Source organism: Pseudoalteromonas sp. 20-92, from assembly GCF_030847595.1.
GTDB lineage: Bacteria > Pseudomonadota > Gammaproteobacteria > Enterobacterales > Alteromonadaceae > Pseudoalteromonas > Pseudoalteromonas fuliginea.
This window is the reverse complement of the sequence record NZ_JANJGQ010000003.1, coordinates 129,403-147,674: the sequence shown is the minus strand read 5'-3', so window position 1 is coordinate 147,674 and position 18,272 is coordinate 129,403. Positions and strand designations below refer to the sequence as shown.

17 protein-coding genes are annotated in these 18,272 nt (G+C 37.5%); 10 read left to right on the top strand and 7 right to left on the bottom strand.

Going from position 1 to position 18,272, the window contains the following annotated elements:
• Positions 1–37: 37 nt before the first annotated feature.
• Positions 38–2,629, bottom strand: coding sequence for a TonB-dependent receptor (locus tag NRL14_RS04380; protein WP_306724098.1), 2,592 nt, complete (start codon positions 2,627–2,629; stop codon positions 38–40).
• A 641-nt stretch (positions 2,630–3,270) separates the two neighbouring features.
• Positions 3,271–3,750, bottom strand: coding sequence for an SsrA-binding protein SmpB (gene smpB, locus NRL14_RS04375; protein WP_004335699.1), 480 nt, complete (start codon positions 3,748–3,750; stop codon positions 3,271–3,273).
• Between the two features lie 146 nt (positions 3,751–3,896).
• Between smpB and NRL14_RS04370 the strand changes: the two genes are divergently transcribed.
• Together NRL14_RS04370 and NRL14_RS04365 are read left to right on the top strand one after the other, a co-directional pair.
• Positions 3,897–4,337: a type II toxin-antitoxin system RatA family toxin gene (locus NRL14_RS04370; RefSeq protein ID WP_007378640.1), complete on the top strand. Its 441-nt coding sequence runs from the start codon at positions 3,897–3,899 to the stop codon at positions 4,335–4,337.
• Entirely contained in the window at positions 4,334–4,657 is a 324-nt protein-coding gene (locus tag NRL14_RS04365; protein WP_306724097.1) for an RnfH family protein, read from the top strand. Before NRL14_RS04370 ends, NRL14_RS04365 begins: the two co-directional genes overlap by 4 nt.
• Before the next feature lie 59 nt (positions 4,658–4,716).
• On the opposite strand, the gene NRL14_RS04360 is transcribed toward NRL14_RS04365, so the two are convergent.
• Positions 4,717–5,076 carry an outer membrane protein assembly factor BamE gene (locus tag NRL14_RS04360; protein ID WP_149606242.1) on the bottom strand — a complete coding sequence of 120 codons (360 nt, stop codon included), beginning with the start codon at positions 5,074–5,076 and terminating at the stop codon, positions 4,717–4,719.
• A 106-nt stretch (positions 5,077–5,182) separates the two neighbouring features.
• On the opposite strand from NRL14_RS04360, the gene NRL14_RS04355 reads away from it, so the two are divergent.
• Positions 5,183–5,521: a GIY-YIG nuclease family protein gene (locus NRL14_RS04355; RefSeq protein WP_188085523.1), complete on the top strand. Its 339-nt coding sequence runs from the start codon at positions 5,183–5,185 to the stop codon at positions 5,519–5,521.
• A gap of 111 nt (positions 5,522–5,632) precedes the next feature.
• On the opposite strand, the gene NRL14_RS04350 is transcribed toward NRL14_RS04355, so the two are convergent.
• Entirely contained in the window at positions 5,633–7,552 is a 1,920-nt protein-coding gene (locus tag NRL14_RS04350; protein ID WP_033023841.1) for a methyl-accepting chemotaxis protein, read from the bottom strand.
• Between the two features lie 179 nt (positions 7,553–7,731).
• A complete protein-coding gene (gene ilvC / locus NRL14_RS04345; protein WP_306724096.1) occupies positions 7,732–9,204 on the bottom strand; it encodes a ketol-acid reductoisomerase in 1,473 nt (490 codons plus the stop codon).
• A gap of 138 nt (positions 9,205–9,342) precedes the next feature.
• Between ilvC and ilvY the strand changes: the two genes are divergently transcribed.
• The 6 genes from ilvY (at position 9,343) to NRL14_RS04315 (ending at position 14,811) form a co-directional block, all read left to right on the top strand.
• Positions 9,343–10,248, top strand: coding sequence for an HTH-type transcriptional activator IlvY (gene ilvY / locus NRL14_RS04340; protein ID WP_306724095.1), 906 nt, complete (start codon positions 9,343–9,345; stop codon positions 10,246–10,248).
• A gap of 120 nt (positions 10,249–10,368) precedes the next feature.
• Positions 10,369–11,415 carry a GGDEF domain-containing protein gene (locus tag NRL14_RS04335; protein WP_306724094.1) on the top strand — a complete coding sequence of 349 codons (1,047 nt, stop codon included), beginning with the start codon at positions 10,369–10,371 and terminating at the stop codon, positions 11,413–11,415.
• Positions 11,416–11,548: 133 nt separating this feature from the next.
• A complete protein-coding gene (locus NRL14_RS04330) occupies positions 11,549–12,424 on the top strand; it encodes a MipA/OmpV family protein (protein ID WP_149606245.1) in 876 nt (291 codons plus the stop codon).
• 13 nt (positions 12,425–12,437) lie between these two features.
• Positions 12,438–12,806, top strand: coding sequence for a DUF3019 domain-containing protein (locus NRL14_RS04325; RefSeq protein WP_149614280.1), 369 nt, complete (start codon positions 12,438–12,440; stop codon positions 12,804–12,806).
• Positions 12,807–12,820: 14 nt separating this feature from the next.
• A complete protein-coding gene (locus NRL14_RS04320) occupies positions 12,821–13,513 on the top strand; it encodes a response regulator (RefSeq protein ID WP_007378650.1) in 693 nt (230 codons plus the stop codon).
• A gap of 26 nt (positions 13,514–13,539) precedes the next feature.
• Positions 13,540–14,811, top strand: coding sequence for an ATP-binding protein (locus tag NRL14_RS04315; RefSeq protein ID WP_306724093.1), 1,272 nt, complete (start codon positions 13,540–13,542; stop codon positions 14,809–14,811).
• Positions 14,812–14,893: 82 nt separating this feature from the next.
• Here NRL14_RS04315 and NRL14_RS04310 read toward each other — a convergent pair whose 3' ends face one another.
• Positions 14,894–15,109 (bottom strand): DUF3820 family protein, encoded by a 216-nt coding sequence (locus tag NRL14_RS04310; protein WP_007377797.1) that lies wholly within the window; start codon positions 15,107–15,109, stop codon positions 14,894–14,896.
• Positions 15,110–15,686: 577 nt separating this feature from the next.
• Positions 15,687–17,258, bottom strand: coding sequence for a cation:proton antiporter family protein (locus NRL14_RS04305; RefSeq protein WP_007377796.1), 1,572 nt, complete (start codon positions 17,256–17,258; stop codon positions 15,687–15,689).
• Positions 17,259–17,523: 265 nt separating this feature from the next.
• On the opposite strand from NRL14_RS04305, the gene NRL14_RS04300 reads away from it, so the two are divergent.
• A complete protein-coding gene (locus NRL14_RS04300) occupies positions 17,524–18,267 on the top strand; it encodes a sporulation protein (protein WP_007377795.1) in 744 nt (247 codons plus the stop codon).
• Positions 18,268–18,272 lie beyond the last annotated feature (5 nt).

Genomic DNA, 18,272 nt, shown 5'->3' with positions numbered 1-18,272 from the left:
AAAAACCGCCAATTGGCGGTTTTTTTTGTGTCTTTACTTAGAAGGAGAAGCTTACTTTAGTATACAGGTAACGGCCACGAGGGTTGTGCACACCTGACGCATAACCATATAAATCGCCATCGCCATCACCAATAGCAAATGGTGGCTCTTCATCAAATAAGTTATTAACACCTAAAGATATTTTAGTTGATTCAGTAATACGGTACGATGTTTGTAAATCCACAAGCGTTTGTGAATCTATCATACGCGATGTATTACTATCAAAATCTAAATTACCATCAAAGTCGATATCAGGTGTATCTTCAAATTCACCCACATAACTGATATTTACGCTAGTGTTAAAGTCGCCAATTTCCCAGTTAGTTGAGAAAATAAAGCGGTGCTCTGGGTAACCATATTCACCCGTGTAATCACGGCCATCTTTTTCAAATTTATCTTGATATGCCCACTCTAGATTAAATTTAAGTAAACCTAAGTCATCAAGAGAGTGATTATAGTTTGCTGAAACATCAACACCAGACACTTCCTGCGATGATAAGTTTTTAAAGGTGCTGTGTATTTTTTGTATTGTGCCCAAGCTTGCACCACCCGTTGGGGCCAAACGAACACACACGGTACTACTTTGATTGCCACATTCTGCAGCGTAAATAGGGCCAAACTCTTCTTCATCTATTTTGTTATCTTGGGTAATACTCCATACATCAACACTTAAGCCAAACTCGGCTGTTGGTGCCCATATAACGCCCACGTTCCATGATTCTGACTCTTCTGCTTGTAAATCAGGGTTACCAGAGAACTCAATATTGTAATCCAGCGCTTGGCAATCTAACCCAGTTTGTTCACAGCGCTGCGTATCAACAAAAAATTGGCTCTTTTGTGACGGACCTAAGCCTATTTGCGCTAATGAAGGCGCTCTAAAGCCTTGCGCCCATGAACCTCGAACGGTTACTTCATCAGTCGGTGCCCAGCGCAGAGCTACTTTTGGATTCGTTGTAGTACCAAAGTCGCTGTAATCGTCGTAACGACCAGCTAATTGCAATTCAAGGTTTTCAGCAAGCGGGATTGAGAATTCAACGTATGCAGCGTATTGATCACGATCTGCTGAAGCGGATACTGATTCAGTACCAAATATCAAACCGCGTTGAAATTGATCATCAGGAATATCATTTACATCTTCTTCACGGTATTCAATACCCGCGGCCATCATTACTGCTTCGCCACCAAAACTAAATGCTTCACCAGTTATATTGGCATCAAAAGACGTCATATGAGATTCACCGCGACGTACTAAGCTGGTTGTTATTCTGTCAACTACAGTAGGGTCGTTATATGTGCCACCAAATGGATTATAGTTACCGGCATCAATTTCTTGCTGTAAAAAATCGGTGCGTACCCAGCCTTGTGTGCGATCGCCAGTTTGCAGTGATTTACTGCGACCTTTTTGTACTGCTGTTTCCCAGCTCCAATCGTTTATTTCGCCTTTTAACCCAGCAACAAAGCGTAAGGTATCTGACTCAATATCCCATTGGCGAGCACCTGCATCAACTGTACGGTAACGACCAATTTGAATGTCTTCACCAAATGGATTGTTAGGGTGACTAGCAGGCACTGTCAGGCCAGCATCTTCATCAAGTGGTGTTGGTGCTCCTGCAGCGACAGAGCTATTATGCTGAACAGCCATTTCTAAAAAGCCTGTAATACCGTTATCAAAGCGGTATTCAAATTGTGAAATAGCGCCTATACGTTCAGAGGCTGGGGAAATATAGCCATATGGGCCGTAATCAAATAAACAGCTACCACTTGAAGTTGCATTTTCAGCAGGACAATCAGGATCGATAGTTTTAACACCATCTACATAAAAGTAGCCAGGAAAACCACGAGATGAACGGAAATCCTCACCACCATAAGGCGATTGGTTTGCAGTGCCTAGGCGGCCCATTTCATCAGAAGAAAGGGATGTATTTTTAAAGTAATCGATAATAACGGATGCACTACTTTTTTCGCTTGTAGTACCCCAAACAAGGCTGGCTGTTGTCTCTTCATAATTTGGACCATCTGTACCGCCATAGCCTAAATTAATCTCAACGCCGTCAATATCTTTCTTTAAAATAACGTTAACTACACCGGCTACTGCATCTGAGCCATAAATAGCTGAAGCGCCATCTTTTAGTATATCGATGCGCTCAATAGCAGAAACGGGAATACTGTTAATATCTACAAATGAGTTGGTGATACCTTCCGCAAAAGCACTAATTGATACACGACGACCATTGATTAGTACCAGTGTTGCATCAGCACCTAAGCCTCGTAAGCTTACTGCAGCTGAGCCGTTAGCGGTTGAGTCTTGATTATTTCCACGGGTTGAAAAAGTACCGCTACCTGCCACAGGCATTCTTTCTAGAAGCTGTTGTAAGTTATCGTAACCCATGTTTTCGATTTCAGCTCTACCGATTGATTGCACCGGAGAAGGCCCTTCAATATCAGTTCGCTTAATACGAGAACCAGTAACTTGAATTCGCTCTACTTTTTTAGCTTCTTCTGCTGCGTAAGTTGTTGTTGTAAAACCTGCCGATAATGCGAGTGTTGCACTCACAATAATGCTAGGTGTAAATACTGTTGATTGTTTCATCCTTAAACCCTTGTTTATTTATTGTAAAATTATTTGCTTAACAAGCGAATTGATTAATAACATGTAACTTAAAGGTTGTCAATCGTGTTTTTTAGGGTTTGATTATGAATTTTAAAGAGTTTTTATATATTAATTTTTATATATTTTTGCTTGAGGCCAAACTGGGCGTGAATAGGCGCTGTATTTGATATTTCTTGTCTTGTTAAATTAGGCTGAAAAAGTAAGTAATGAAGATAAAACTAATTTGTAATAATTTATTTCTTGGGAAATTAGGGCTGCTTATCTTTTTAGGTTGAATTTTAACCAAACGTTTGGTTTTTAGCTAAGGTAGAGCTTATGTTGCTCGGCTTTTTGAGTCTACGAGGTTATAAACTTTGCGCCGTGACAATACTAACCGGCATAAATATTTGAACAATTTAACGAATTAAATAACTCTATGACGTTGTTAAAATTCTTTATTTAGAACAACTAAATATAAAAATTTTTGCCTAGATTTATCAAAGCGAATTTACGTGACGCTCGCAACTTTATTGCTATTAAGCTCAACAGAGTTAACATTATTAAATAGCTTCTTGAGATCTGTTTACTACGGGGTGGTTATCCATATCAAATAAAATGCCTAACAAGGTTAGGCATTTTTATTATACTTTGTGCTTCATTAAGCGTTCTTTTTCGCGAGACCAATCTTTGTTTTTCCCGTCGTCTCGTTTGTCATGTAGCTTTTTACCTTTTGCTAGATGAAATTCAAGTTTTACCCAACATTTCTTCCAGTACATAGCAGTAGCAATTAATGAATAACCATCTCGCTCTGTTGCTCCGAGTAGACGGTCAAGTTCACGTCTGCTTAATAGTAATTTACGATAACGTAACGGATCGCAAATTACGTGGGTTGATGCACTATTAAGTGGCTGGATTTGCGCGCCAAGTAAAAATGCTTCGCCATTTTTAAGGTGAATATAAGTTTCGGTGATGTTTACTTTTCCAGCTCGGATACTTTTAACTTCCCAGCCTTGGAGTTCGACACCCGCTTCAAACTTATCGTGTAAAAAATACTCATGTCGCGCTTTTTTGTTTAGCGCGATGGTATTACTTGTCGATTTTGATGAATTTTTCTTAGCCATAGTGCCCTATAATATACGTAATGTGAGATGTTTTACATCGATTTTTTAATAATGCTTTTAAAAATTAAGCTTTTATTTAAGCTGTATGAAAATTTGGGGAAACGCACAAAGCTTGCTAAAATTCGCCCACACAGTTGGGAGTGAGTATGCCACAAATAGAAAAAAGTGCGCTGGTTATGTACAGCACTAAAGAGATGTTTGATCTAGTTAATGATGTAGAAGCTTATTCACAGTTTTTACCAAATTGCTCAGACTCAAAAATTGTTTCACAGCATGATAATAACATGACCGCGAGTTTAGAAATATCTAAGGCGGGTATAAAAAAGTGGTTTACCACCGAAAACACCTTTGTTGATGAACAAACCGTGTTACTGCGCCTAGTGGATGGGCCATTTAAAATGCTGCAGGGTCGTTGGCACTTTCAAGCACTTGATGCTAAAGCATGTAAAGTTTATTTAGAGCTAGAGTTTGAGTTTTCAAGCAAATTAATCGAACTTGCTTTTGGTAAAATATTTAACGATGTTGCCAAAAACATGGTGAGTGCATTTACTCAACGTGCCAAGCAGGTTTATGGAGCGCGAGTATGATTAATGTTGAGGTGGTATTTGCATTACCAACCATAGCGACGTGTTTATCACTTGAAGTACCAGAAGGGACGACAGCAGAGCAAGCTGTTATCCAATCTGGCATTATAGAAAAATGTCCAGAAATAGAGGCTACTTCATTAACTCTAGGCGTTTGGAATCGAACGGTAAAATTAAATCAAGAACTTAAAAATGGTGATAGAGTTGAAATTTATCGCCCATTAATTGCAGATCCTAAAGATGCCCGTAGAAAACGCGCTGAAAAAGCAAAGGAAGAAGGGCGAGCAAACAAAGTAACGGGTGGGCGTCCATTAGAACATTAACGTAGAAATAAAAAAGGTGAGCACGGCTCACCTTTTTTATTAACGCACAACTCGCTTTTTTATTGCTCTAGCGGTGTGTTAAAATTTTCTGGCTGGTCATAATCGCCCGAAATAGAGACTAGTTTTTCGTTTTCAAATTTAATAACTAAAGATTTGTGTTGCTCGTTTTTACGGCCTTTATTGAAGCTATAAACGTAACGCCATGTATTGTTATCAAAAGCATCCTCGGCAATTGGACGGCCTAAAACGTAAATAACTTGCTCTCGAGTCATATTAACACGAAGCTTTTCAACATCAGATTGCTCTAAAAAATTACCTTGAGGGATGTTGATTCTGTATACCCAGCTAGAACAACCCGCTGTTGTACTGAGTGTTAGTGCAACGATAAGCCAAAGGGAAAAAGTTTTTAACGACTGCATTGTTAGTTGTGATCCTTATTTTTTATAATCTGCATGATACCGATTAGTCACTGAAGGTAAAACCCTTTTAGCAATTGTTTTTTGTTAAGGGCGTTAAGGTAATATTTTGACCATTAATAATGAAAAAAGTTTACATCATATTGAATCTTGTAATGTAAAAAGGGATTCTACTTGGTATTTGTACATCGTGCAGACTCGCTTTGGGCATTGGTACACGGGTATTACAACAAATGTAGAAAAACGCTTTGCTACACATCAAGTGGGTAAAGGGGCCAAAAACCTCAGAGGGAAAGGCCCTTTACTGCTTATCCACCAACAAAAAGTGGGCAGTAAAAGTGATGCGAGTAAGTTGGAGCATCAGATTAAAAAACTGACAAAAGTTAGAAAAGAGGCATATGTTCTCAATTTTAAAAAAGTGGATATTAATAAGACTAAATCGCTGTAAATATAAACTTTAATTAATTTTATTCATCGTAATTAAAACTTCACCTCTACGAACAAGCTAGCATTAACTGCAGTTAATACTAGCTTGTTCGTAATAGCAGTGCCAAACCACTTAACGATGCTTTTCAAATGTATCGACAAGCTCATCAAGAGTTTGAGCGCTATTTGCTAAATCACGAATGGCTTGCTCTGTATTAATTTGCTCACTCATTGCTTTATCACTAATTTCACTTATTTGCTCAATGTTACGTCCTACATCGGCAACTACATTGCTTTGCTGCTCTGTTGCTGTGGCTATAAGTGTGGCCATATCGTTTATTTGGTTTGCAGTTTCGGTTATCGTATTGAGTAACTCTACTGAGTTTTGCATTGCCCCTACGCTTTGCTGCGCTTTATCTTTTGATTGGCTAATATCGTTAACTACATCATCAGAAATCTGTGTTAGCTCTTCTATCATTGACTGAATTTCATTTGTTGACTGAGAAGTACGGTTTGCTAGTGCGCGCACTTCGTCGGCAACAACAGCAAACCCGCGACCATGCTCTCCAGCTCGAGCCGATTCAATAGCTGCGTTCAATGCCAATAAATTAGTTTGTTCAGAAATGCTTCTGATTGCATCAATAATGTTAGCAATATCAATTGTTTTTTTGGACAACAGGGTAACTTGCTCTGTAATGCCATCTATATCACTCGCAAGAGCAGAAATAGTTGTCTGACTTTGAACAACTTGCTGATGGCTTTGTATAGTTTTTTCACGGCTGCTATCAGTCAGTTTTGCTGTGTTTGCCGCACTTTGTGCTATTTCCTGTACTGTTGCACCCATTTGGTTTATTGCAGCAGCAACCGAGATCGTTTGTTCTTTTTGACTATCGATTGCGAGTGAATTGCGTTTAGCTTGTTCAAAAACATGATCTGAACTTTTTCTTATGTCATGGCTTTCATTCGCGACTTGCTGAATAGCAATTTCTATTTTTTCGATAAACTGATTAAAACCAGCACTTAAGTTATTAAGCTCTGGTTGGCTTGATTCAGGTAATCTATAAGCAAGATTAGCATCACCAGAACCCAAGCGTGAAAATAGTTCTGCCATTTTAGATAAAGGTGATGAGAGCGAACGAGCAAGTAAGTAACTAATTAGGCTAGCAACTAATGCAATGATTAATGTAAAAGTAAAAATTTGCCATTGCAGGGTATTTACGCTTGCGAATACTTCACTTTTTGGCACTTGGGCTACAACATATAAATCGGTGTTTTTGATTGGTGTTGCCGCCACGAGGGTTGGCTCACCATTTAAGTTTATTTCTTTTAATACAAAGCCATAACTGCTTAATAGCTGGTTATGTATGTCAGCTGTAAATAATTCATCAATATTAACTTTTGCTACTTTACTTGAATCTTTATGAAGCTGAATTAAACCACTTTTATCTGCAATAAATACAAAACCAGTTTGTTCAATTTTAAATTGCTGCAATAGCTTTTGCATCTCAGTAATACTTTTAGCAAGGCCAGCTAAGCCTGTTCCATTAGGCTGTTGATGATTTATAAACATTTTTACATCGTTTGCAGACTCTTGGTAAATACTTATTGAGTATGGTTTTTTCGATTGTTTAAATGCAAAAAACCAGCCATCAGCAGTATCATTTTTTAATACGCGCAAAAAGCCATTTTGGTTCCAATATTGAGCTGTGTCTCTATTTGCCCAAGACGCGGTTGCTAAATTGTACTGCGTGACTAAACGGTTTAATTCTTTAAGTAAGACAGCATCATTTTTAGTATTAGTTTGCGACCATTGTAAAATGAATTCATTTGACGATAATTGTTCAGCAGCACCAATGAGTGCGTTTATTTCACCACCAATATGGTTACTGATAGTTTGCAACTTACTTGGTAGTTCAGACTCAATCATACGTTGTTCAATAATATCTTCTGAACTGTACAACGAGGTTAGGCCTATTAGTGCGGCAACAAAGATAGCAATACTACTACCAAGGGCTGTTATTTTTTGAGTAATAGAAAGGTTTTGTAACATCATAATAATTTATTTTACAACTTAATTAGAAAGCCATGTTAGCACATTATTTATTATGGGCTAATTATTAGCTTAAGCTGAACAAATGAAAGTAAGCAGTGTTGTGAATATGCATAAAAAAGCCCACGTGCTAAAAGCATATGGGCTTGGTTTCTAACAAGCGAAACTTTTATTGTCTAGAATTAAACAATTTTCTTCATTGCAGACATGTAGCCACGTAGTTTAGCACCTACTTTTTCAACAGGGTGTTCACGCAGTGCCGCATTGATTTGAATTAATGTTTGGTTATCAACTTGGTTACTGTGCTCGCCAAGGCCTTTACCAATAATGTCTGTATCAACGTTTTTCATAAAATCAGCAAGTAATGGTAAACATGCATGGTTATATAAATAACAGCCGTATTCTGCAGTATCAGAGATAGTACGGTTCATTTCAAAAAGCTTTTTACGCGCAATAGTATTGGCGATTAATGGCGTTTCGTGTAATGACTCGTAGTAAGCCGACTCTTCAATAATACCCGCGGCAGTCATGGTTTCAAATGCAAGTTCAACACCTGCTTTAACCATTGCTACCATTAAAATACCGTTATCAAAAAATTCTTGTTCAGAAATCTCTACATCGCCAGCTGGAGTTTTTTCAAAGTTAGTTTCAGCTGTTTCTGCGCGCCATTTAAGTAAGTTTACGTCATCGTTATTCCAGTCTTCCATCATGGTGCGTGAGAAAGTACCGTCGATGATGTCATCTTGGTGCTTATTATAAAGCGGGCGCATAATTAGTTTTAGCTCTTCACTTAGTTCAAACGCTTTTACTTTTGCAGGGTTTGAAAGTCGGTCAAGCATGTTAGTAACGCCGCCGTACTTAAGTGCTTCGGTAATTACTTCCCAACCGTATTGAATTAGTTTTGATGCGTAACCAGCATCAATGCCTTTTTCTATCATTTTATCAAAACATAAAATAGAGCCAGTTTGTAACATGCCACATAAAATGGTTTGCTCGCCCATTAGATCAGATTTAACTTCGGCGATAAATGATGATTTAAGTACACCTGCGCGATGTCCGCCAGTACCCGCTGCATACGCTTTAGCTTGTGCTAAACCAAGACCTTGAGGGTCATTTTCTGGGTGAACTGCAATTAGAGTTGGTACACCAAAACCACGTTTGTATTCTTCACGGACTTCAGAACCAGGACACTTAGGCGCAACCATGATTACGGTAATGTCTTCACGCACTTGCATGCCTTCTTCAACAATATTAAAGCCATGAGAGTAAGCAAGTGTAGAGTCTTTTTTCATAAGTGGCATAATCGCACTTACTACAGCGGTATGTTGTTTATCTGGCGTTAAGTTAAGTACTACATCGGCTGTAGGAATTAATTCTTCGTAAGTGCCTACCGCAAAGCCATTTTCAGATGCATTAAGGAAAGATTGACGGCGCTCAGAAATAGCTGATTCACGTAATGTGTATGAAACATCTAAACCAGAGTCACGTAAGTTTAAGCCTTGGTTTAAACCTTGTGCGCCACAGCCTACAATAACGAGTTTTTTACCTTTAAGTGCATCAACGCCATTGGAAAACTCGCCTGCGTCCATAAATTCACATTGCGCTAATTGCGCTAATTGCTCGCGTAAAGGTAAGGTATTGAAATAATTCGCCATTGTTAGTGTCCTATAAAGTAATATTTGTTAGATGCGCAATGTTTACTGCGCTTACAAACACCATATGTAAAATAGTCACTTGCGTAAAATGATATATTTGAATTAAAGTGTTTCATAATGTGAAATGCAGGATTTAATATGGATCATAAACATTTAAACTACTTTTTAGCACTGGCTAAAACACTTCATTTTGGCCGCGCAAGCGAACTTTGCCATATAAGTGCGCCTACTTTGAGCCGCAATATAAAACACTTGGAAGAAGAGGTTGGTGTTGCATTATTTATACGCGATAACCGCAGTGTTAAATTAACACGTGAAGGAGAGTCGTTTATTGATTACGCTACGGCAACGTTAGCCAGTTGGCAACGTTTTAAAGCGAATGTGAAAGATCCACAACAGCATATTTATGGCAATGTTAGTATTTATTGCTCAGTGACAGCTTCTTATAGTTTTTTACATCAAATATTAGAGCAATTACGTGCACAGCATCAGCATATCGAAATAACTTTAAATACCGGTGATCCAGCTTTAGCTATTAATAGGGTACTCGATGGTCACGAGTCGATGGCAATTGCAGCCAAGCCAAATAAGCTTCCTACACAAATAGCATTTGTAAAAATAGGTTATTCACCACTTGTTTTAATTACACCTAGAATTCATTGTCAGATCACTGAAAAGTTAATAAACAACGGTGATAATATTGATTGGTCTGAACTTGAATTTATTGTTCCGGAGCAAGGTTTTTCAAGGCAACGACTTGAGCAGTGGTGGCGTAAAAATAATGTCCATGGAAAGATTTATGCGCAAGTCGCTGGACATGAAGCTATGGTGTCAATGGTGAGTCTGGGTTTAGGTGTCGCAATGGTCCCTAAAATAGTGCTAGATAACAGTCCACTGCAGGATAAGGTACAAGTATTGGATACAAAGAGGGCTACTCCAGAAGGTTTTGAGATTGGTCTAGCTGTCCTTCGTAAAGAGTTAAATGATCCTGCTATTAGCGCTTTATGGAGTATTGCACAAACTTTAGACGCAAGTGCTATTTAAAGGATCAAATATTCATTTAGTTCATAAAATAGTATGAATATTAGTTGCTTATAGGTTTACTATTAATTAACATCAAAAACCTAACAATAAAAATAATGACGCTTGAGAGTTTATTTTACTATGGATCATGCCGTATCACTTGCTCATTCTGCTCAATGCCTAAAAAAGGCGATTCCTATGATGGTAAAGTACCGCATGCCGGTTACGCCAATCAATTACGCTATTTGGTATTGTTATATACAAGGTAATAAACCCTCTTTAAATGCAGAGCTTGATCATGTCATTGCTCAGCAACAAACTTGTACTCAAGATAGAGCGAAGGCAATATTTGATAAGCATTTAAATAAAGACGATTTAGCGTTATTTCAAGACGTATCCGAAAAATTTTATAGCACAATCGATCAAGTGCAACAAGATTTAGGCATTGCGCTTGAGCATTCAAAAAGTTTTACTACAACCTTGGTTGACTCCCAGAATGAGTTAAATTTGATTACAGATATTAGCTCGTATAATCAAGTGCTTGGGTGCGTTGAACGTTTAACTGATGAATCGATTGCAATGCAAAATCATGCACGTGAGTTTCAAACTAAACTTGCATTTGCTTATAACGAAATAAAAGACTTAAAAGAAGCACTCAATGTTTCAAAAGAAGTTGCTGATACAGACCCTCTTACTGGTTTTTATAACCGAGGTAAGTTTGATTTAGATATTACGGATTTTTGTAAAAAGTATTCTGAGCAAAATCAACACACATCACTTGCGGTTCTCATTATGTTTGATATTGATCATTTTAAACGTTTTAATGATGACTTTGGCCATCAAAAAGGTGACGAAGTATTAAAGTTAGTAGCAAAAAAAGTGAAAGAAAAAATTAAAGAGACTGCAAAAGTTTATCGTTATGGCGGTGAAGAATTTTGTATTACAGCTTATTTTGACACTATCAACGATATGATGGCATTTGCAGATTGTATTCGTTTGGATATTGCAAAATTGGCTGTTCGTAAAAAAGGTGATACTAATACTAAACGTGCTATTTCTGCGAGTTTTGGTTTGGCTATTCTACGACCATTTACTAATGGCACTGTGTTAGTTGAACGCGCTAATAGAGCGCTTTACATAGCAAAAACTCATGGTCGTAATCGAATAGAGATAGCGCCAGATGTTTAGTTGTTCAAATAATGCACATAAGTTAATTAATATGTATAAAAATTGTGAATGATTGTAACTAGCTAGAGCTAGTTTAAAACGACCTTGCTACTATGGGGCACTTAATAATTTTCACACACTTTGACTTATACTGATGCGGTTTAACTTTTCAATATTAACAGCTTTTTTGCTGATCACTTTAGTTGCATGCTTTGCTGCCAATGGACAGCAAGCTAAAAATGTAACACAAGAGTTTGAAGAGCAACATATAGCTATAGAGCAGTGGCATTTTAGTCTAAGCGCTGGTGCTGGAGTTGTTACAAACCCATTACGAGGTGGGGACAACATTCCCCTTGTGTTGATTCCGCAGGTGGCTTTTTATGGCCAGCACTGGTTTTTCGATAATGGAAGGCTTGGTTATTCTTTTATACAAAGTCAAAAACATAATTTAAACCTTGTTAGTGAATTAAATGCAGAGTCTCGTTTTTTTATTGATTGGCATCCTACTAATATTTTTACTCTGCAAACGAGTGCGTTAAACAGTCAGTTAGTGCAGCAACAAAGTACTTCATCTCCCAAAAATATCAATATAAATGACATAGAAAAACGCCATATTGCCCTCGATGCGGGGATTGCATATCACTATGTAGATGATGCTAACGTATTTTCTATTCAAGCACTTCATGATGTTACCAGTGTTTATAACGGATTGCGTGGTGCATTGCAGTGGCAATATCATGCTGAAGTTGGAAAGTTAAAAATAAAACCGACGCTGGGAATAAATTATAAATCGGCTGAACTAAATGACTACTTCTATGGACTAAAAACCGACGAAACTCAATTAGGTAAAATTGATGTTGGCAGTAGTTGGCAGCCTTATGCTAAAATCGACGCCCGTTGGCCGCTGAGTAAGGTTAACTCACTTCGTTTTCATTTAGCATATTACAATTATTCGGCTATGGATGGTAGTCCGCTCTTTGAACATGCTTATTCAATGACTGCCTTTATAGGATTAGATCATACTTTTTAATATGAAGTATTTAATGTTTATTGTGTTTATAGCATCGCTATTTAGTGGTTCTTGCAGAGCACAAACCGCTAATTTTAGCGTCTCTCCCAAAGTATGTGTGATTTCTGAGCAACAAGCATTTTGTGATCTTGATTTACAATTTAATTGGCAGCAAGAAGCATTGAGTGATGTTTGTTTATATAAACAAGATGAAAAAATTTATTGTTGGAAACAGCAACGTTCGGGGCAATTCAATTATAAAGCGCGGGTTCAGGTAGAGACCATATACTCCCTAATCAATCCTCACACGGGTGTACTATTAGCAAAAATACAGGTTGAAGTACAGAGCGCGCACGCAAAGAAAAATAGGCGCAGACTTCGCTCTCCGTGGAGCTTTTTTTAAATTAGGAGCAACTAATGCCAAAAATTTTACTTGTTGAAGATGATCTCGGCTTACAGCAATTAACAAAAGATTATCTTGAACATAACGGCTTAGAAGTCGCAGTGTTAGATCGTGGCGATGCAGTCTTTGACTACTTAGAAGCTAATCCAGTCGATCTAATTATTTTAGATGTAATGCTACCAGGAAAAGATGGTTTTAGCGTTTGCCGTCAAGTTCGCGATAAATATACTCTGCCTATTCTTATGCTAACAGCCAAAGGTGAAGATTTTGATCAGGTACTTGGTTTAGAGCTTGGTGCTGATGACTACGTTATAAAACCTGCCGAACCGCGTGTATTACTCGCCAGAATAAATGCGCTGTTACGCCGTGGTCAACCTATCGTGAAAGCAAGTGAAGAGTTACAGTTTGGTGATCTAAGCATAGATAAAACAAGCCGTATCGTAAAATTAAATAATAATGAAATAACGCTTACTTCTCATGAATTTGAACTACTTTGGTTACTGGCCTCTAATGCGGGTGAAGTGCTTAGTCGTGAACATGTCCATCAACATATGATAGGACGTCAGTACGACGGTCTTGATCGAACTGTTGACGTTAGGGTATCACGCATTCGTAAAAAACTAGGTGACAATAGCGATAAGCCTTATCGTATCAAAACAGTGTGGGGACAAGGTTATTTATTTGTTTCTGATGCATGGGAATTATAATTAATGTTATGGGTTAGTCGGCTTTAATGGGAAAACTGTTTACGAGTTTATATATTTACATCGTGGTTTCTTTATTCGTAGTAAGCGGTGTAGTTGAACAGTTATGGCCTTATGAAGACTCACAGCAGCAAGTATTATTAGACGATGAGTTTGGGCAATCGCTTTGGTTGCTCTCACAAACTCCTAACGGTCTAAAAAAGCTAGAACATAATTTTGAAAGCCACATAATTGCTCGTCGTGATTTAATATTACCTTTAGCACAACAAGCGAAATTAACAGACAATCACTACCTCTATTTATACGATAAACAACAACGTATTGTATGGTATGTAGAGCTTAGCGAAAATGAACTGCTACAGGTTGGTCCTGTAGGAGTATCAACGTCTACCCCCACTTCTGTTTGGCCATATTTATTATTACTTATTATTGTTGGTGTGCCTGTAGGTCTTTGGAGCTTTTTACTTTGGCGTGATTTTTCTAAATTGCGACACGCATGTGAGGCCGTCGAAGGCTTGCAAGATTTTCAATTAACAAATACCTCTAAATCGTTTTTTTTACCCGTTACCGATACACTAAAAGTAATGCAACAACGTATAACTTTTTTATTAACAGCTCAGCAGGAGCTTACATCGTCTGTTTCTCATGAATTTCGAACGCCGTTGGCACGTCTTAAATTTGCAATTGCTATGCTCCAAGATCAACTTTTAGATGATAAAAGCGAAAAATATTTAGCTAATATGAGCGCTGATATAAATGAACTTGAATCACTTGTTTCAGAAATGCTTGAATACGCAAGGTTAGACTCTCAGCAACCAAGTTTACAGTCTGTAAGTTGTGATCTAGTCGGATTGGTTAAAATAAGTATTGAAAAGCTAAATTTTGACACGCGAATTAGACTTATAAATAACTTGCCTGACAAGTTAAGCTATAAATGCGATAGTCATTTCATTGCTCGCGTATTTCAGAACTTGATTGGTAATGCTATTAAATACGCAATAAGCCAAGTAAAAGTAACACTGCTTACAGAGCCTCACAGCATACTATTTATTGTTGAAGACGATGGAATAGGTATCGCTGAAATGGAGCGAGAAAATGTGTTTAAACCTTTTACGTGCCTCGATAAGAGTAGAGACAAAAAAACAGGTGGGTTTGGTTTAGGACTCGCTATTGTGAGTAAAATTGTATCTTGGCATCAAGGTGATTACTGGGTTGAAAAATCAGTCCTTGGTGGGGCTAAATTTGTCATTAGCTTGCCGCTAAAAAGTAGTTTCATGGAGGATATAAAAAAAGCGCCTTAAGGCGCTTTTTTTGTGGTTAAAACCAAAATCAACAAGTAGCAAAGTAGTAGACCGTGTATTTTAAAAATAGTTTCCAATTATTTTATTTTTTTTCTAATAACGGCATCAACATTTGCTCAAGCCCATTCAACTTTACTACGTACATCATTGCTAATTGACTACCTAGTTTTGAATCAGGAAAGCCTTGTTGCTTAAACCACACAAGATAAGGCTCTGGCAGCATTAATAATGGGCGTCCTGCATATTTTCCAAACGGCATCTTGGTATTAATGGCAAGTTTTAATTGTTCTGGATCCATTCACTTACTTCAATGTATAAGACATAGTTAAGTGTAAGGTGTTTTAAGGAAATAAAATAGGCTGTGACGGGCAAGAAACAGCCTATTGAGTGAGGGAGTAGGCCCTCTTAATTAAGAATTTATGTTAGAAAATTAAACTTAGTTGAACTTTAATTAGCTGGAGTCTAATTAATTAAGTCTTAGAACATGAAGCTTATTTAACCAACACGAACAGTTTACCTGTTTTTTTACATGTTAGTTGGCCCGCTTGTAAAGGAATGTAAATAGAATTGATTTTCAGTCATCAAAAAGTATTAAAATAAATGTATAGTTCATTATTTTTATTTTTTAGCTATTGCTTGTTGATCTTTCCGGATTAAAATTTGTTCTAACTTGGGGGGATTTATACCAATCTGCTTCTATATGGAGTCTATTTAACGGTAAGAAAATTGCGCCGAACTAGGCAAATTTTTTTACCTAGTTGTTCTAAATAAAAATTATTAACACGTTTCTACGTTCTGATAACGCCCATTACCTACATCCGTGTAGGAAAAAAGCTTAAATTATCTTTAGTAATTATTAAGGACTAGATCTCACTTTACGTAAACAGTTTTTGTTTTACATGTTCAGCAAAACCACTACCAGCCTCTAGGTAAAAGTTATAGGTCGAGTGTACGCCCATATCTTCAAGCTCTTTTTGTTGATCTGGGTAGTTTGCAATGGCAGTTACCTGACCTTTATAACCTGAGGCTTGGAGCTGCTCTAAAGCAAAAATATTCTGCATATGCTTTGGCATTGTAAGCATAACCATTTCTACATGAGAGTGGTTTACGCGTTGCCAAAAGTCGGGATCGGTTGCATCTGCAATCAGCACTTTTCTGCCTCTATTAATATGTTTATCAACCACCTCAGGTTTTATGTCAATACCAGCAACTAAATTTGGGTGCGTAGCGTTAATTGTTTCGTATGCACCAGTACCAATTCGACCCATTCCAAAAATAACTATTTTAGTATCGTTCAGATTTACAGGTAGTTCTTCTGCTAAGCGTGTTTTACTTTCGAACTTTAATAGCCAATGTTCTACTTTTACATATAACTCGTTTGAGCGCTTGTTTAGAGGAGATGCAATCACAAAGGTGATAGAAACAGCGATAGCCATTACCGCTAACCACTCAGAAGTAATCATCCCCGTTGTAGCCGCTACCGCACATACAATAAGGCCAAACTCACTGTAATTGGATAAACTAAAGGCTGTAAGTAGCGACGTACGAGCACGTAGTTTAAATGCATTTGTAAATAAATAATAAAGGGCTATTTTAATCGGTAATACAAAAATAAGTATGATGGCAATAATTAAAGAATTAATCGTTAGCTCGGCATTTAAGCCAATGCTTAAGAAAAAACCAACCAGTAATATATCTTTTAAATTAAGTAACGATTTTGATAATTCGCCAGCTTTTTTATGCGGTGCAAACATCATTCCTATTATAAGTGCTCCTAAATCACCTTTAAGGCCTGCATATTCAAATGCGTTATAACCTGCAATAAGCGCAAAGAAAAAGCCAAATAATGGGAGTAGCTCACCATGTTTAGAGCGATTAAGCACCCAGTACATAAGAGGGCGCAATAAAGGTAGAGCAACAATAAGCGCCAACGCCCAAACATTAGGGATTTTGCCTGTACTAATTGCTAAAAATATTACGGCGAATATATCTTGCATTACCAATATACCAATGGCAATTTTGCCGTGTAAACTTGCCATTTCTCCGCGTTCTTCGAGTACTTTCACCGCAAATACTGTACTAGAAAAACTTAGGGCAAACCCAACTAATAAGGCGCTTTGCCAACTCAAGTCGACAAAAAGAGGGAGGGCGAAGACCCCAAGCAATAACATAAAGCCACTGAATAAAGCACTACTAAAAATAATGTGAAGCGTGGCTGGTGCCCAGACTTGCGGTTTCATTAAGCTATTAACTTTGAGTTTTAAGCCAATGCTGAATAATAAAAGGGTAACACCAAGGGCTGCAATTGTATCAAGCAATTCTGTACTTTTATAACCCGATAAATTTAAAGCAAAGCCTGCTAATAAAAAGCCAATAAGAGGAGGTAGTTTTAATTGGTAAACAGCAAAACCACAAACAAACGCGGTAGCAAAATAGATTAGTTCCATAATTCTTAATATCACTTCATTTGGTATTGCAGTGTAGCGAAAAACTCATATCAATGAAAATAAATATAGTGTAAAGACATGCTCATTTAATGAAGTTGATACCTTACTGCGTATGAAAAATGCTCATATAACACGTATTTAATCGTAAATAGCATGTAAATAACACTTTTTCACTGACAACCGCTTTTAAATATGGTTAAGATGCGATAACGAAGAGGTTTAAGTTAGAGCATATAACAGAGCCGCTCAGCTTAAGGAGAAATATATGTTTAAAAAGATTTTAGCATCGGTAGGTATTGGTGCCGCTAAAGTAGACACCATTTTAGAGACAGAGCACTTGCAACCAGGCCAGCTTTTCAATGCACAAATTGTGATTACTGCAGGTGATGTAAGCCAAGAAATATCAGGATTAGATTTGCTACTAATGACTCGTGTTAAAGTAGCAGGAGATGATGGGGACTATTTTACTAATCATGTAATTGATCAGTGGCGCATCACTGAAATTGGTACAATTGAGCCTGGCGAAGTTAAAAGTATTCCTTTTGAGGCGCGTCTTCACTCTGAAACACCAATTACAGAAATTAATGCAGGTTACAATCAATCTCACGTTTGGCTAGAAACTGGTTTGGATATTGATTTAGCACTTGACCCTACTGATAAAGACCATTTGCATATTTACCCTAATGAAGCAGTTAAAACCTGTATGCAGGCAATGGAAAAATTAGGTTTTAGCTTAGCTAAAGCTGATGTGGAGAAGGGGCATTTACGCGCATCTACATTTCAGTCTGTATCTGGCTGTTATCAAGAGCTTGAATATAAACCTAATAGCAGAAGCTTATTTGGCATTCAGGAAATTGAATTGTCGTTTGTGCCGGAAGCGCATAAAACACATGTTTTAATTGAGCTCGATCGTGCTTTTAAAGGTGATGGTTATATTGACGTAACAATAGAGCATGATCATGTTAATCTTTCACAGCTTTGTGATCAGTTAGAGCGTTTATTTGCTTAATACTC